Here is a 15,143-nt window from a genome sequence, read left to right as displayed (position 1 = left end):
TGCTGATTGATTGCCGCCAATTGCCCAATGCCTATCTAATGCCGAATTGGAATTTTAATTACAAACTCTGTTCCTTGACCTGGTGTTGAGTAACACTCCAATTTGCCACCATGTTTTTCGGTAATAATTTGATAACTAATAGACATTCCCATACCTGTTCCCTTACCCACAGGCTTGGTGGTAAAAAATGGATTAAAAACCTGCTTTTCAACTCCTTCTGGCATCCCTAAACCATTGTCGGCAATCGCGATTTTAACCCAATGAGAATCTATTAACGTACTATGTATGGTAATTTTGGGTAGAGAAACTTCATTGTCTGTTTTTTGTTCTAAGGCATCAATAGCATTTGCAAAAATATTCATAAACACCTGATTCAGTTGTCCAGCGTAGCATTCTACTAAAGGTAAGCTACCGTAGTTTTTGATTACATTAATTTCGGGAAATTCTGGTTTTTCTTTGAGGCGATGTTGCAAAATCATTAAGGTACTGTCTATGCCTTCGTGAATATCTACAGCTTTAAACTCGGCTTCATCCATGCGCGAGAAAGTACGCAGTGACAGGACAATCTGACGGATGCGTTGAGTTCCCACTTTCATTGAATTCAAGATTTTTGGTAAATCTTTCTGAATGTATTCCAGGTCAATTTCTTGGCATAAAGTCAACAGTGGGTTGAGTTGCTCTGCTAACGCGTAGCTTGCTTCTCCAGAGTAGCAATTACCGTTCTGAAATTCAGGCGGGTTAATGATTTGATATGAGTTAATTAACCGTAATAAATCTTGGGTATGTTCTTCAAGATGGCTGAGATTACCGTGGATAAAATTGACAGGGTTATTGATTTCATGGGCGACTCCGGCCACGAGTTGACCCAAACTAGACATTTTTTCTGCCTGAATCATTTGTGCTTGGGTACGTTGGAGTTCTTGAAGAGTTTGGGCTAAATCTTCTGCATGTTGTCTAAGCTGGGCTTCGATTTGTTTGCGATCGCGGATATCACGGGCAATAGTTGAGAAGAATTCTATTTCGCCTTGTTCATTTTTGTGGGCAATCAGCACTTGGGAAACTGGAAACTCTTCACCATTGCGACAGCGAAATATAGATTCTCCAGACCAAATCCCTTCTCGAACTACGGTAGGTATTATTTCATTCTGGAATTTTTCTAATATTGATAGTCCTATAACCTCGCTAATATGAAATTTGTTAGTTTCTGAGGCTGGAATTTGTAAAATCTTCTGCCCTGCTTTGTTTAGGTAGTAACTATTTCCATCTGCATCAGCCATACCGACGATATCAGTTGTGGCTTCTAAAATAGTTAGCAGTCTTCTTTGCTCTTGTTCAGCAAGTTTACGCTCGCTAATATCTCGCACTACCGAAAGTGCATGAAGTTTGCCATTGTAGTTCAATAGTTTGCCTGTAACTTCTATATCAAAATAAGTGCCATCTTTGCGAATATTTACAGCCTGAGTGTGAAATTCACCTCCTATCTTGATTGTGTTGATGAATTTCTCGAATTGCTGAAAAGAATCGGGATGAATAAAATCTGTAGGACTTAAGTGGAAAAATTCTGCTTGAGAATAGCCATGCATCTGACAAAAAGCGGGATTGGCAGCGACAATCTTACCTGTATCTAAATCAACAACATTGATGCCATCATTCACAGTCTCAAAAATGCTGCGATACTGAGCTTCTTGTTGACTTAAGGTTGCCTCAGCTGCTTTGCGTAGACGAAGCTCGTTGTAAACATTACTAATATCCCTAGCTACACAAACAACAGTATCCTCACTCATTGGCGCAATACTCGCCTCAAACCAAACTTCTTGATCGCCAATGGGCAAGCTATATTCGATTTTGAAAGTTTTCTTGGTTTTTAGTGCCTGTTGAATGCAGTTGAGAAAAGAGTCTGCAAAAGCAGAAGGTAAAACCTCGTGCATGGTTTTACCTATTAGTTCCGCAGGTGGTTGGTATAGTAAAGGCGCACCGCTAGGAGCAATTTTGAGGTAGCGTCCTTCGGCATTAAGGATGAGAATCACATCTGGTATGGCGTTAAACAATGCTAGTAATTCTGCTTGAGAAGCCTTGAAGGTTAGTTCTGCTTGACAATTACTTTCTAATAGTTGTTTTGATTCTCTAAGTTTCTGTTCTAATTGGGCGATTTCTGCACTGAATTCTGTGGTGGATTTTGCCAGTTGTTGCTGTAACTGAGCGTTTTGCTGACGAAGAAAAAGTATTTCTTGCTCGAATTCTGTGTTATGCATTACTTGTTTCTCCTGCTTACTGTTGAACTGGAATTAATATCTCAAATTCCGTACCTTGCCCTGGAGAAGAGTTGCATTGGATCGAACCACTATGTTTTTCCACTATAATTTTTCGAGAGATCGCTAAAAACTCTTGTAAATACCCGACATATCGCCTCCGATCAAAACCAAAATCATCTTTGAGGGAAAAGTCAGTTTCTCGATACTCTCGATAAACTAGGGTTCTCGAACCATTGGAGATTTCTTCAGTTACGTGGTATCCAGGAATACTAACCATGCTACAAATCTTGAAGGCTTTCATATTTAGTCTTCCCAAATGCTTAACGCCAGTTCTATCTCAGGTAGTAATCATTATTTTGGCAGGGTGCAGGAGGCAGAAACTCTTTCTGATGCGTGAGTTCTGCATTTTCTACCTCGCTTATTTGCAAACTGCTGTATCTGTACAATAATCGCTATCATTTAGCAAAATGACTTACATTACTATTTGGATAGCGCTTTTATCGAGTTAACTAAACTAGCAAAGGCAGAATTACACCATCACGCTTAGGAGAGAATTATGGCATCAAGAATGATGGTCGGAGGTAAATGGATAACCGCAGTATGACCGAGATTAATCCAAATCGAATTGTACCCAAGGGGCCAATCATCGATTTTGACGAACTGCACGATCGCGATCGCTTCGGTAAGCCGTAGTTGCGATATGCCAAAGGCATTAAGCTTACAAGGTTCAAAATCACTTATCTCGATAAAGTATCAAACGTATTGGTACATCGCTACACAACTATCACAACAGCGAAAATATACCAGACAAATAATTACAGCTATTGCTAGTAGTACTTATCACTCAGTAATAGAGCGATCGCGTCGTTAAACCTCACTAACACTGCTCAGTTAGAAAAGTTTTTAATTCTTTGCCGACTCAATTCTCCAATTTTTTCTACATAATCGTCCAAAAGAGCCACTAGCTGTGGCAATCTGGGAAACAGAGATTTATCAAATCTGATATTTTTAGCTACTGCAAATTTACCCGATCAGGTTATGCAAACTCTGCCCATAGTAGATACTTCAAATACTGCATCAAGTCAACCTATCTTTGATACGACTATCAAGCGGCGTAAAACCCGTCCCGTAAAGGTAGGAAATGTCACCATTGGCGGTGGCTACCCCGTTGTAGTGCAGTCAATGATTAACGAAGACACCCTTGATATTGATGGTTCCGTAGCTGGTATTCGTCGTCTGCACGAAATTGGCTGCGAAATTGTCCGTGTTACAGTGCCGAGTATGGCTCATGCTAAAGCTTTAGCAGAAATTAAACAAAAATTAATAAAAACTTACCAAGACGTGCCAGTTGTGGCTGATGTCCATCATAATGGGCTAAAAATCGCACTGGAAGTCTCCAAGCACATAGAAAAAGTGCGGATTAATCCGGGGTTGTATGTCTTTGAAAAGCCCAACGTCAATCGAACCGAGTACACTCAATCCGAATTTGACGAAATTGGCGATAAAATCCGCGAAACTCTAGAACCTCTAGTAGTTTCTTTGCGAGATCAAGGTAAATCAATGCGAATTGGAGTAAATCACGGTTCTCTCGCCGAGAGGATGCTATTTACCTACGGTGACACCCCAGAAGGAATGGTGGAATCTGCCATAGAATTCATTCGCATCTGTGAATCCTTGGATTTCCGCAACTTGGTAATTTCCATGAAAGCTTCACGAGTACCTGTGATGCTAGCCGCCTATCGCCTGATCGCCAAGCGCATGGATGAACTGGGTATGGATTATCCGCTACATTTAGGCGTTACCGAAGCTGGTGATGGCGAATATGGGCGAATTAAATCCACGGCTGGTATTGCTACCCTACTTGCTGATGGCATTGGCGATACAATTCGCGTCTCACTCACAGAAGCACCAGAAAAAGAGATTCCCGTCTGTTACAGCATTCTCCAAGCTTTGGGATTGCGAAAAACAATGGTGGAATACGTTGCTTGTCCTTCTTGTGGGCGCACTTTGTTTAACCTAGAAGAAGTGTTACACAAAGTCCGGGAAGCCACTAAACACCTGACTGGGTTAGACATAGCGGTTATGGGTTGCATTGTCAACGGCCCCGGCGAAATGGCAGATGCCGACTATGGTTATGTTGGCAAAACACCTGGTTACATTTCCTTATATCGTGGTCGAGAAGAAATTAAAAAAGTCCCGGAAGAAAAAGGTGTAGAGGAATTAATTAACCTCATCAAGGCAGATGAACGCTGGGTAGAACCTTAAGGAGAGAGGGAGCAGGGGGACAATGGGGAATTATTAAACAAGTCTCTCCGTCTCCCACTCTTCCTTGTATCCTTTGTCTCTTCTTCATACCCAATACCCAATGCCCAATTCCCATTCCCCATTCCCAATGCCCAATTCCCAATGCCCAATTCTCAATTCCGAATCTTAAAACTTTTGTATTGATAACGACCAAGGTCGCCGGATTGTCAAGTATTTTGTTTAAATTAAGAATACATACTCGGTCTGTACAGTGAAAGCCTGTGTTAGATTGAGCATACTGACTATATATTTTCCCTCTGACGCAGCTGTCATTATGGTGATTACAAAAAGTAGGCTTGTTTTGGGTGCTACGGCGGTGACACTCTCCACGATCGCAGTTACTAGCCTTGGCATTCACTCGCGAGGTCAGGCTTTATTTAAAGCAAGTCCCAAAGAAATAGTAGATGAAGTTTGGCAAATTGTTCAGCGCCAATATGTAGATGGTACTTTCAATCAGGTAGATTGGCAGGCTGTTCGTAAGGAGTACTTAAGCAAGTCCTACAGTAATCCCCAAGAGGCGTATAAGTCTATTCGGGAAATGCTGAAAAAGCTGGAAGATCCATACACCCGTTTTATGGACCCAGCAGAATTCAAAAATATGCAAGTGGACACTTCTGGCGAATTGATCGGGATTGGGATCACTATCAGTCAAGATGAAAAAACTAAGCAGCTGGTTGTAATCGCGCCAATCGAAGACACACCAGCATTTAAAGCTGGCGTTTTGGCAAAAGATGTCATCCTCAAAATCGACAACAAAAGCACCAAGGGGATGGATACTAATCAAGCAGTAGCCCTGATTCGAGGTGAAGCCGGAACGCAAGTTAGCCTAACGATTCAGCGCGACGGTCAGATAAAACAATTAGACATCAAACGGGCGCGGATTGAAATTCATCCAGTTAAATATTCCCAAAAGCAAACTCCAGCAGGTAATCTTGGCTACATTCGCCTGAACCAGTTCAGCGCTAATGCTGGTAAAGAAATGCAAACAGCTATCAAGGATTTAGAAAGCAAAAAGGTAGCTGGATATATTCTGGATCTACGTGGTAATCCTGGTGGCTTACTGTTCTCCAGTGTAGACATTGCCCGGATGTGGATAAATAAAGGTAAGATTGTCTCCACCGTTGAACGCCAAGGAGAGGCAGAAAAAGAAGAGGCAAACGGACGCGCCTTAACGGATAAACCTTTGGTGGTGCTAGTAGATAAAGGTTCAGCTAGTGCGAGTGAAATCCTTTCAGGGGCTTTGAAGGACAACAAGCGTGCTACTTTGGTTGGTACTCAAACCTTTGGTAAAGGACTAGTGCAATCGGTACGTCCCTTAGAAGATGGCTCAGGATTGGCGGTAACAATTGCTCATTACTATACTCCTAATGGTACGGATATTAATCACAAAGGTATTAATCCAGATGTGAAGGTAGAGTTGACCAAAGAGCAGATGCAGGAATTATGGCTCCATGAACGCGATAAACTCGCTACCTTACAAGATCCCCAATTCGCTAAAGCAGTGGAAGTAATAGGTAAAAAGATTGCTGCTAAGGGCACAACCACAGCAGAAAAATGAAGAGTTAAGAATAAAGTTAGGAGTTAGGAGTGAGTAGTAAAGATTTAGGAATAAAAACCATCATTTCTAACTCCTAACTTAAACTGGTTGGCACTTTCCAGCTCTAATAAGTCCGACACGCCGAGCGATCGCTTCTCCTTGCGAACTAAAAGGCCCCCACTGTTCTATAATCTCTAAATCATCGTCGCCCATTTTGTCGCTGGGGACTATTTCGCAATTACCAGCAGAATGCTTGACAATATACCAAGTTTGTGATTCATCCATGCTTGAAACAAAAAATCTGTTTTTTACAGTAAAGATTTTACAGCATAAAAGATTTTACAGCATAGAGAAAAGATTTTCGTACATCTGCGATCGCACCGATTTTCATAAAACTAAGTTACAAGCAATAAATGCGATTGTAAGCGATCGCTGTGGGAAGAATAAATTTGTTATTGTTATTTGATCTTGGCTAACCACTGATGGATTTTAATCAAAAGATAAAGTGTATTTAAACAAGTAGATGAATTAATGTATATAACACTTTTAAAATTAAGTGAATTGATATGCGTTTACCTATCATTATCAGTGCCGGATTATTGCTATCTTTCGGTCTTAACCTACCAGTAATGTCAAAATCTCCCATAGAGATAGCACAATCGCCAACAAAAAATAATAACTTGGATTTAAGGCGATTAAAATTTAATCGCTATTTGTGGAATCAGCAAAATATTTCCAACTATCGCTATACATTTAGTAATGGATGCTTTTGTATACCCGACGCTAGGGGGCCAGTAGTTATTGAAGTCCGTAATGGTCAAACAACTTCCATCACTTCTGTAGCTACAGGTCAAGCAGTTAATCCAGAATTCTTTCAAAACTATAAAACAATTCCTAAGCTGTTTAATGTGATTCAAGATGCTATCAACCGTCAAGCCTACAGCCTGAATGTGAGTTACAGCCCTAAATTCGGCTATCCAACCAAAATTGAGATAGATTACAATAGTCAGATAGCTGATGAAGAAATATATCTCACAATTGAGAATTTTCAGGAAATTAAATAGTCGCAGTTGCAACCATAAAATTAGATATTGAGGCGATCCAGTGCGTAGCTTTCCACTACAGGCATCGCCCTAATTTATCGTGTGAATCAAATTTCTTTAAGAAAAAAGATTGGCATTGCTAATTAAGAGATGCAAAATTTTAAGCCATCACTCATCACAAAAGTGGGTTTTTTGATTGTAAACTCTTATCTAATAAAGATTTTAGGCTATTGTGTCACGACATATTTATCATTAAAAAATATTTTTTTTTGTATCACTGAATACTTGATATTGAAACGAAGAACTTGGACACTGTTTTGGTAATCAAAAGCACAAAAACGTGAAAAAAATCAAGATTTTCAAGTTTCTACTGCCATTTGTAACGGTGGCTTTATTTATAATTGGGTTAGCACAAATTGTACCAGCCCAGTCATCAGTAAGTGTTCACCTAACTCTTGGCAACCCCAGTAATGCTGGAACTTCTAGCCAAAATAACTACTTGTTGGTAAAACCACAATATGTAATTGGTTACAACTGCTCAATAGGTAGACCAAATTGGGTATCTTGGCAGTTAAATAATAGTTGGTTAGGTAGCACACCGAGGCAAGATACTTTTCGGGCTGATACAACACTTCCTTCTGGGTGTTATCAAGTTCAATCCACTGATTTTAGCGGAAGTGGGTTTGATCGCGGTCACATGACACCTAGCGCTGACAGAACTAGTAGTGTTACTAATAATTCTGCAACCTTTTTGATGAGCAATATGATTGCTCAAGCCCCAGATAACAATCAGGGAATTTGGGCAAACTTAGAGGATTATGCCAGAACTTTAGTCGGACAGGGCAAAGAACTCTACATCATATCTGGTGGATATGGGATGGGTGGTACTGGCTCTAACGGAACATTCTATACAATAGCTAATGGACGGGTTCAAGTCCCAAACAGAACCTGGAAAATTATTGTTGTATTGAATACTCCTGGTTCAGGTCTTGCGGGTGTGACAACCAGCACGAGAGTCATTGCTGTCAATATTCCCAACGCCCAAGGGGTACGAACAGCAAATTGGAGAAACTATCGGGTTAGCGTTGACTCATTAGAATCTCTAACTGGATACAATTTTCTCTCGCAAGTTTCAACATCTATTCAGTCTGTCATAGAAGCGCAAGTAGATAATTTATAAGTTTGGATGATTTCATAAATGAGAAAGCCTAGCTGCACAGATGGCTAGGCTTTTATTTGAAGAAATTTCCAACCTGCTTACTAGGTTTCAACCAGTTTTGTTACGACTCCAGCTAAGTCACCGTCTTTAGTTTGTCCGATGATATAAGCGTCAATATTTATTTGTCCAACACGATAAACGCTGATGTCACTAAGATTATCTTTTAGTGCCTGCATAAGTGTTTGAAATCTTTTAACATCTTTTTTCAGTAATTCATTGTGCCACTCTTGCTCAAATGCACAATTACGAAAAAAATAGTCCAACTCTACTACTTCGACTGGCAGGTTTTGAGAACCTGTTAGCTGTAATATCTTCTCCTGGGTTGCAGGTGCTACACCTTTCCATTGAACAACCTCAAAAGGGTAATCTGACTCGCTCATCATTAACAAGCCAGTACTAGCTTCCTTGAGTTTTTCGACAATCTCGCCGCTCATAGTCATCAGTTTCTAGCAACGCTCATACTGTATCATTCAGCCAGCAGCAAAGTGGAAAGCCGAGAGAGAGATACACTAACTATTTATTTTATTTCTAGTAGAAGGAAGCAACACCACAGCGATCGCTAATCAGAAAATTTTAGGGTCTTGAAGTTCCTGCTTCTGGCTGGATCAGAATAGGCGCTCCACCTTTTTCAGAACCAATAATTACAATTTTAGAATTATTTGATTGAGCTAGCTTTTCTGTGGCTTCAATCGCTCGTAATTGTAGCACTTGGTTGGTAAGTCCAACGGAGATAATTTTTTGAGAATCAGCTATACCTTGAGCTTCAATACGCTTTCGTTCTGCCTCTTGACGCTCTCTCTCTAAAACAAATTTCATTTGCTGGTTTTCTTGCTCTGTCTTGAGTTTGTTTTGAATTGCAACTTGTAGAATATCAGGCATTTTGACGTTTCGTAAAAGAGCTTCCTCAACGATGAAACCCAAAGTGGGTATCTCTTGGGTGAGTTGTTGGTCAATTTTTTGGGCGATTTCTTGACGTTTGGTAGAGTAAATAGCACTAGCTGGGTAGTTTGCCGTGATAGCGCGAACAGTAGAGCGGAATCTGGAAATTAACAGTTGTGTTTCATCAGTTCCAATGGTTTTATATACTGTGGCTGCTTTTTGGGGATCGAGCTTGTACTGAAGACTGACATCAAGATTTAGACTCAAACCTTCTTGGGTTGTTACATCTATGTTTTCCTTCAGATCCTTAATGCGAGTGGAAAAATTCAACACTTTGTTAAAGGGGTTCAACAAGTGGACACCAGGATTAAGAGTAGTTTCGGAAACCTCACCAAATAAGTTGACGACACCAATATTGCCTGGTGGGACAATCACCACAAGTCTAGAAATAGAATTCAGTATTGCAATACTGCTAATCAATATCGTAATTGTGCGTATTGCTAAACGCGACTTTTCGCCAGAGATCCTACCTGTATTGAGATAAACGAGGATTCCAATCAGGCTAGTTAGAAGAGAGATTATAAAGCCCATGAGTTTTTCTGTGTGGTTAAGAGGGATATACTTAATCACATAATTCCCAGATGCTTTTATAAAACTTCTCCTCAAGGGCAGCAAGCTATAATTTTGCAGAATTAATTCCTAAAACTCAGTACTGAGTGCTTGACGCTTCGGCTGAAGTAAAAAAAGGATTGTGTACTGTTGCACTGAGGTATTTGCCCCATTTATTGGGGGCGGAACTCTTTGGTCATTGGAAGGTTGATACCCCTTTTAACTCATTACTCTAATCTTCATGGCAGCCCAGATTGTTAGGATAAACAGTAAGAATATTGTTTGCCAAGCTTATGCCTTCACCGTTTCCAGGGATGAACCCCTACTTAGAAAATCCCGAATTCTGGGCTGAAGTTCACAGTCGGTTGATAATTGCGATCGCAGATGTAATTGCTCCTCAACTACGACCTAAATATCGAGTAGCGGTTGAGAAACGAGTATATCAAATGACAGATGAAAATTCTATTCTAGTTGGTATTCCTGATGTGGTTGTCGGACGTTCTTTAACAAACACAGAAAAAGAACCGTCTAATATTGCGATCGCTGCACCACTTACAAAACCAATAACAGTCAATCTTCCTATTCTAGAAGAAGTGCGAGAAGGATACCTAGAAGTTCGGGAAGTAGCAACTGGAGAAGTTGTCACAGTGATTGAAATTTTGTCACCAAAAAATAAGCGAACTGGTGAAGGAAGAAAGGCATACGAAAGTAAACGTCAGCAAATATTAGGTAGCTTGACTCATCTAATAGAAATAGACTTGTTGCGTGGCGGCGAACCCATGCCAATTTTAGGTAATCAAATTAAGTCAGACTATCGTATTTTGGTAAGTCGGAGTGAATATCGCCCTAAAGCAGAATTATATCCATTTGGACTACAAGAGCAGATTCCCACTTTTTTGTTACCCCTATGTCAGGGTGATACAGAACCATTACTAGACTTACAAGCATTAATACACGGCGTATACGATCGCGCCGGATTTGATTTGGTTATAGATTATAGTGGTGAACCAATTCCACCCCTTGGAGAAGTTTATTCAGCTTGGGTGAGTGAGTTGTTAAAAGAGCAGTCGTTACGTTAAGTTTGAGTAATTTCCTTTTTTACCCATTGCCTAAATACTCTGAGCGTTAGACTTCTACCTAAGTGCGGCTCAGTTTGACACTTTTTATTAATAAGTGCAAAAACAAGTTTTGTTATTGTAACGAGATTTTAGGGAAAACTAAATCGGTAGCTTCTCTATTACAACAAGATTGAGATATAGTTTATGGATTTCAATGGATCAATTTGGACTAAAAACGTAAAACCTTTAAATGGTGAAGATTGGGCTTATCAAAGCATACTTACTATACATCCAGAATTAAAGATTTTTGCTTTACATTGGAGAAATTTAAAAAATAAAGATGAAATAAATGCCAAGACTCCGCAAGAAGATGAACTGATGATTTTAAGACAACGTAGTAAAGTAACGCACGTTGTTAAAATGCTGAATAAGCAACTTTATCCTGATGGAAATGTGGGAGAGGAATTTAATATTTATCGTCTTGTCCAAGTAGTTTGGATGACGAATGATTGGGAGCATCCTCCAGATAAGAGTAAAGTATTTGATTGTGCGATTAACTTCCCTCCCAATGGAAAAGCAATAAGATTGGAAAACATACAAGCATTCCAAGAACGGTGGAGTACAGAAGGATTAGCGTTTCAACAGCACGTCCAAAGCGTATTAAATATTCATTAATAAAAAGCCCCGCATATTTAAGTGCAGGGCTTTGATTTCAGACAAATCCAAAATTACTTGCCGTTGCCGTTACTACCATTACCATTGCTGTGAATGACACGTTCAGCAAGTTTTTCTGGCACTTCCTGGAGATGGTCATATTCCCAGTGGAAGGAACCAACGCCGAGAGTGAGCGATCGCAGTTCTACAATAAAGTTTTGCATCTCTGCTTGTGGCAAGTATGCCGAAACATTATCCCAGCCTTGCCAATCGTTTCTACCTTCATAGCCTAAAATTTGCCCCCGTCTACCACTCAACAATTGCAGCACCTTGGAGGTAAATTCGCTCGGTGTAGTCACTTCTACCCGCAGAATTGGTTCTAATAGGGTAGGTTCCGCTTGGGGTATCCCCGTTTGCATTGCCAATCGCGCAGCTTGTTTAAAGGCTTGTTCGGAACTGTCAACGTTGTGATATGAACCATTAGTCAAAGTTACTGCCAAATCCACTATTGGGAAGCCCAAAGGCCCATGTGTGAGAAATTCCCGCACACCCATTTCCACCCCAGGAATGTACTGTTTGGGAACCACACCGCCGACAATGGTTTCATTAAAGTTGAAACCTGTACCGCGTGGTAAAGGCTTGATATCGAGAAAAACATCACCAAACTGTCCGTGACCACCGCTTTGATGTTTGTAGCGACCATGAACTGAAGCCACTGTTTTACGGATGGTTTCTTTGTAAGGTACTTGCGGCAAGTGGGTTGTCATTGGCAAGTTATATTTGCGGCGCAGTCTGTCTAGGGCGACTTGTATATGAATTTCGCCTTGACCCCACAGGATTACTTCGTGGGTATCGCCGTGTTGTTCCCAAGCAAGTGAGCAGTCTTCTTCTAATAACTTGGTGATGGCACCACTGAGTTTAACTTCATCGTTGCGCTTTTCTGGTGTAATGGCGAGGGCATACACTGGTTCCAACTCTACAGCTTTGGGTAATTTTATTGCCGACTGCTGTTCTGTGGAGATTGTATCGCCTGTCTTGATTCCTTCTAAACGGCTCAATGCAACAATTTCACCAGCACTAACTTGGTTAACTGATTGCTGTTGTTGTCCCATGAGGCGGTAAATTCCACCAGTGCGAATGCCATTGAGGACAATGCCATCAGTTAATTTGCCTCGCCAAACACGCACGAGAGAGAGTTTGCCGCCTTGGGGAGTGTAGTAAGTTTTTAATACCTGTGCTAGAGGTGTATCACCTTTTAAGTTTTTTAAGCGACGTTCTGCTGTAGTTTCTGGTTCGGGTGCTTCCCTTAACAAGGCTTCTAATAGAGGTCTAACACCATAATCTTGTTCTGCCACACCAAAGAAAACGGGGACTACTAAATCTGCCCCTAATTCCATTTTTAAATCTTTAAGGATTTCCTCTTGGGGTGGTTCGATGTCTTCTAAAAGTTCTTCGAGTAAATGATCGTCAAAATTTGCTAGGGCTTCGAGCATTTCTGCCCGTGCTTCATGTTCTTCTTCTTTTAAACTTTCGGGGAAGGGAATGGGGTCAGCAGGTGCGCCTGGATGATATTGATACGCCTGTTCGCTCACCATATCAATAAAGCCGGTGAGCTGTTCCCCGTTCATGATGGGATATTGATGCGCTACCAGGGGGCGGCTAGATACTGCTTTCAGGGCGTGTAACGTTTCTAGAACGTGAATATTTGCCCGATCCATTTTGTTGACGAAGACGAGATGGGGAATTTCCCAATCGTCGAGGAATTTAAATAGAGGGGCGAGGGTGAGGACGCGATCGCGGATGGGTTCGCAAACTACAATTGCCGCATCAACTCCCATTAAAGCATTGTACGTTTCTTGGGCAAATTCTACACTTCCCGGACAGTCAATAAAAGTAAAGCGAATGCCGTTATACTCAGTGCTAGCGGCGCTGACTTCTACACTCATGTGGCGATCGCGCGACTCGGCAGCACTATCTCCCACTGTATTGCTATCTTTAACGCTGCCTTTACGAGAAATTGCCCCTGTGACAAATAACAAGCTTTCTAGTAAAGTGGTTTTTCCACTTAAATAAGGCCCGACAATTGCAACATTCCGCGAACCCGATTTTACTTTTTCGTTCATAAAATCCTCCTTGCGGTAAGTCTTTTATAACCGCATGATTCTTTATATATCAAGGGTTGAAGAAGAATCCAGCTATTCTGAATGGGCTAAACGCCCCGCTAGCGCTAACAGGATTCGGAATCAAGACAGTAGCGAGTCCGCGAGCGTCTTAAACCGATTGATTCATCCACCAGCGATGCACTGAGCTTGTCGAAGTTTCGTACAGTATTCACCCTGAATTCTGGCTCCTGACTCCTGAATTCTATATTGATCAAAAAATGGTTCTCTGGAGTCAAAATTACCCCTTCTTTAATTTGTTATTATCCTTCTTTTAATCGAAAGTTAAAAAAATTGTAGCCTGTCGTAAGATTTAGCTTAATAAAAGTTAATCTTAGTCAAGATTAATAGCGAATCTAAAATTTTTGTAAATAACTTTTTATGAAGTAAATTTAACTGAAAGTGTTGCGAATCAGGAAATCAATGAGATTATCATTTTCTAAATATCCCATAGCAGGGTTAGTCAGTTTGACTTTGTTGGTTGTTAGCATTCCCTCCCCTTCTCTTTCTCTCTCTGAGTCTGTCCCTTCAAAGCTGGCACAATCTAATGGGAAAACAGCCATAGACTGGCTAAACCAAGGTTTACAGGCAATTCAGGCGGGCAAAGTAAAAGATGCGATCGCAGCCTTTAAACAAGCAGCCAAGTTAGATCCAACATTAGCACCAGCGTACTATAATTTAGGGCTGGCATACCGACAAACAGGACAATTACAACCCTCCGCGGACGCATTTTATCGAGCAACGCAAGCCGATCCTAAGTTTGCTCCAGCTTTTGCTAATTTAGGTGGTGCGCTATTAGAAGGCAATAATTTACAGTTAGCTAACGATTATTTGCAACGAGCGTTAGAACTCGATCCAAAATTGGGATTTGCCCACTATAATTTTGGGTTAGTAAGAGAGCAACAAGGAGATTGTGAGAAAGCGATCGCATCTTTTAAAAAAGCCATAGAATATAGCAAAAATGCACCGGAGCCTCCTTACCATATAGGGATGTGTTATCTTCAACAAGGCAAACTCGATCAAGCAAGGGATGCCTTTAATCAGGCTGTAAAAATTAATCCGAAATATCCAGAAGCTTACTACAATCTCGGTTCAATTTGGTTTCAGCAAAACAAGTTACAAGAAGCATTAGAGGCTTTTAGAAAATCAGCCGAAGCTAACTCTAACTATCCCAATGCTTATTATGGTGCAGGGTTAGTTTTTATGCAGTTACAGCAATATGGGGATGCAGTACAAGTATTGCAATTTGCTAGAGATTTATATAATGCTCAGAAGAATCCTCAGTGGGCGAAAAATGCCGAGCAATTGTTGCAACAAGCACAAAATTTAAATTACAAACCTCGCTGAGGCGCAAACGCTTAATATTGCATAACATAAAACTATTGGGCTGACTCGCTGGTGTTGTCTGAACTTGTCCCGATTGGAAAAT

At 40.8% G+C, this 15,143-nt stretch carries 14 protein-coding genes; 8 read left to right on the top strand and 6 right to left on the bottom strand.

Features of this window, described 5'->3' with window-relative positions:
* Positions 1-35: 35 nt before the first annotated feature.
* Together IQ274_RS02640 and IQ274_RS02635 are read right to left on the bottom strand one after the other, a co-directional pair.
* A complete protein-coding gene (locus IQ274_RS02640) occupies positions 36-2,252 on the bottom strand; it encodes a PAS domain-containing sensor histidine kinase (protein ID WP_193867283.1) in 2,217 nt (738 codons plus the stop codon).
* A gap of 16 nt (positions 2,253-2,268) precedes the next feature.
* A complete protein-coding gene (locus tag IQ274_RS02635; protein ID WP_193867282.1) occupies positions 2,269-2,553 on the bottom strand; it encodes a HAMP domain-containing histidine kinase in 285 nt (94 codons plus the stop codon).
* A gap of 351 nt (positions 2,554-2,904) precedes the next feature.
* On the opposite strand from IQ274_RS02635, the gene IQ274_RS02630 reads away from it, so the two are divergent.
* The 3 genes from IQ274_RS02630 to ctpC all read left to right on the top strand — a co-directional run bounded on the left by IQ274_RS02630 (position 2,905) and on the right by ctpC (position 6,114).
* The gene (locus IQ274_RS02630) at positions 2,905-3,123 is read left to right on the top strand and encodes a hypothetical protein (protein ID WP_193867281.1); all 219 of its coding nucleotides are present in this window, start codon (positions 2,905-2,907) and stop codon (positions 3,121-3,123) included.
* A 167-nt stretch (positions 3,124-3,290) separates the two neighbouring features.
* Positions 3,291-4,517, top strand: coding sequence for a (E)-4-hydroxy-3-methylbut-2-enyl-diphosphate synthase (gene ispG, locus IQ274_RS02625; protein ID WP_163937909.1), 1,227 nt, complete (start codon positions 3,291-3,293; stop codon positions 4,515-4,517).
* A 313-nt stretch (positions 4,518-4,830) separates the two neighbouring features.
* The gene (gene ctpC / locus IQ274_RS02620; protein ID WP_163933518.1) at positions 4,831-6,114 is read left to right on the top strand and encodes a carboxyl-terminal processing protease CtpC; all 1,284 of its coding nucleotides are present in this window, start codon (positions 4,831-4,833) and stop codon (positions 6,112-6,114) included.
* 78 nt (positions 6,115-6,192) lie between these two features.
* Here the strand turns inward: ctpC and IQ274_RS02615 are convergent, their stop codons facing one another.
* On the bottom strand, positions 6,193-6,378 hold the full coding sequence (locus IQ274_RS02615; protein WP_163933522.1) for a transposase: 186 nt from the start codon (positions 6,376-6,378) through the stop codon (positions 6,193-6,195).
* A 281-nt stretch (positions 6,379-6,659) separates the two neighbouring features.
* Between IQ274_RS02615 and IQ274_RS02610 the strand changes: the two genes are divergently transcribed.
* Positions 6,660-7,157 carry a DUF6174 domain-containing protein gene (locus tag IQ274_RS02610; RefSeq protein WP_163933525.1) on the top strand — a complete coding sequence of 166 codons (498 nt, stop codon included), beginning with the start codon at positions 6,660-6,662 and terminating at the stop codon, positions 7,155-7,157.
* Positions 7,158-7,476: 319 nt separating this feature from the next.
* Positions 7,477-8,316 carry a DNA/RNA non-specific endonuclease gene (locus IQ274_RS02605; protein ID WP_163933528.1) on the top strand — a complete coding sequence of 280 codons (840 nt, stop codon included), beginning with the start codon at positions 7,477-7,479 and terminating at the stop codon, positions 8,314-8,316.
* 80 nt (positions 8,317-8,396) lie between these two features.
* On the opposite strand, the gene IQ274_RS02600 is transcribed toward IQ274_RS02605, so the two are convergent.
* On the bottom strand, positions 8,397-8,789 hold the full coding sequence (locus tag IQ274_RS02600) for a nuclease A inhibitor family protein (protein WP_167306217.1): 393 nt from the start codon (positions 8,787-8,789) through the stop codon (positions 8,397-8,399).
* Between the two features lie 139 nt (positions 8,790-8,928).
* Positions 8,929-9,825, bottom strand: a complete 897-nt coding sequence (locus tag IQ274_RS02595) for a prohibitin family protein (RefSeq protein ID WP_193867280.1) — start codon at positions 9,823-9,825, stop codon at positions 8,929-8,931.
* A gap of 311 nt (positions 9,826-10,136) precedes the next feature.
* Between IQ274_RS02595 and IQ274_RS02590 the strand changes: the two genes are divergently transcribed.
* Together IQ274_RS02590 and IQ274_RS02585 are read left to right on the top strand one after the other, a co-directional pair.
* Positions 10,137-10,922, top strand: a complete 786-nt coding sequence (locus IQ274_RS02590; protein WP_193867279.1) for a DUF4058 family protein — start codon at positions 10,137-10,139, stop codon at positions 10,920-10,922.
* Between the two features lie 183 nt (positions 10,923-11,105).
* Complete coding sequence (locus tag IQ274_RS02585) at positions 11,106-11,576, top strand: hypothetical protein (protein ID WP_193867278.1); 471 nt, start codon at positions 11,106-11,108, stop codon at positions 11,574-11,576.
* A 53-nt stretch (positions 11,577-11,629) separates the two neighbouring features.
* Here the strand turns inward: IQ274_RS02585 and IQ274_RS02580 are convergent, their stop codons facing one another.
* Positions 11,630-13,678 carry an elongation factor G gene (locus IQ274_RS02580; protein WP_193867277.1) on the bottom strand — a complete coding sequence of 683 codons (2,049 nt, stop codon included), beginning with the start codon at positions 13,676-13,678 and terminating at the stop codon, positions 11,630-11,632.
* Between the two features lie 459 nt (positions 13,679-14,137).
* On the opposite strand from IQ274_RS02580, the gene IQ274_RS02575 reads away from it, so the two are divergent.
* Positions 14,138-15,061: a tetratricopeptide repeat protein gene (locus tag IQ274_RS02575; RefSeq protein WP_193867276.1), complete on the top strand. Its 924-nt coding sequence runs from the start codon at positions 14,138-14,140 to the stop codon at positions 15,059-15,061.
* The last annotated feature ends 82 nt before the right edge of the window (positions 15,062-15,143 follow it).

The sequence above is a fragment of the Nostoc sp. LEGE 12447 genome (assembly GCF_015206985.1).
GTDB lineage: Bacteria > Cyanobacteriota > Cyanobacteriia > Cyanobacteriales > Nostocaceae > Nostoc.
Note: the sequence above shows the minus strand (reverse complement) of the source record. Positions and strands in the feature narration are given on the sequence as shown.

Bases quoted from the DNA above. Each gene is read 5' to 3' on its own strand.
- IQ274_RS02595 (WP_193867280.1), bottom strand. From the start codon at position 9,825: ATGGGCTTTATAATCTCTCTTCTAACTAGCCTGATTGGAATCCTCGTT.
- IQ274_RS02615 (WP_163933522.1), bottom strand. From the start codon at position 6,378: ATGGATGAATCACAAACTTGGTATATTGTCAAGCATTCTGCTGGTAAT.
- IQ274_RS02590 (WP_193867279.1), top strand. From the start codon at position 10,137: ATGCCTTCACCGTTTCCAGGGATGAACCCCTACTTAGAAAATCCCGAA.
- IQ274_RS02580 (WP_193867277.1), bottom strand. From the start codon at position 13,678: ATGAACGAAAAAGTAAAATCGGGTTCGCGGAATGTTGCAATTGTCGGG.
- ispG (WP_163937909.1), top strand. From the start codon at position 3,291: ATGCAAACTCTGCCCATAGTAGATACTTCAAATACTGCATCAAGTCAA.
- IQ274_RS02585 (WP_193867278.1), top strand. From the start codon at position 11,106: ATGGATTTCAATGGATCAATTTGGACTAAAAACGTAAAACCTTTAAAT.
- IQ274_RS02575 (WP_193867276.1), top strand. From the start codon at position 14,138: ATGAGATTATCATTTTCTAAATATCCCATAGCAGGGTTAGTCAGTTTG.
- IQ274_RS02635 (WP_193867282.1), bottom strand. From the start codon at position 2,553: ATGAAAGCCTTCAAGATTTGTAGCATGGTTAGTATTCCTGGATACCAC.
- IQ274_RS02610 (WP_163933525.1), top strand. From the start codon at position 6,660: ATGCGTTTACCTATCATTATCAGTGCCGGATTATTGCTATCTTTCGGT.
- IQ274_RS02600 (WP_167306217.1), bottom strand. From the start codon at position 8,789: ATGAGCGGCGAGATTGTCGAAAAACTCAAGGAAGCTAGTACTGGCTTG.
- IQ274_RS02640 (WP_193867283.1), bottom strand. From the start codon at position 2,252: ATGCATAACACAGAATTCGAGCAAGAAATACTTTTTCTTCGTCAGCAA.
- ctpC (WP_163933518.1), top strand. From the start codon at position 4,831: ATGGTGATTACAAAAAGTAGGCTTGTTTTGGGTGCTACGGCGGTGACA.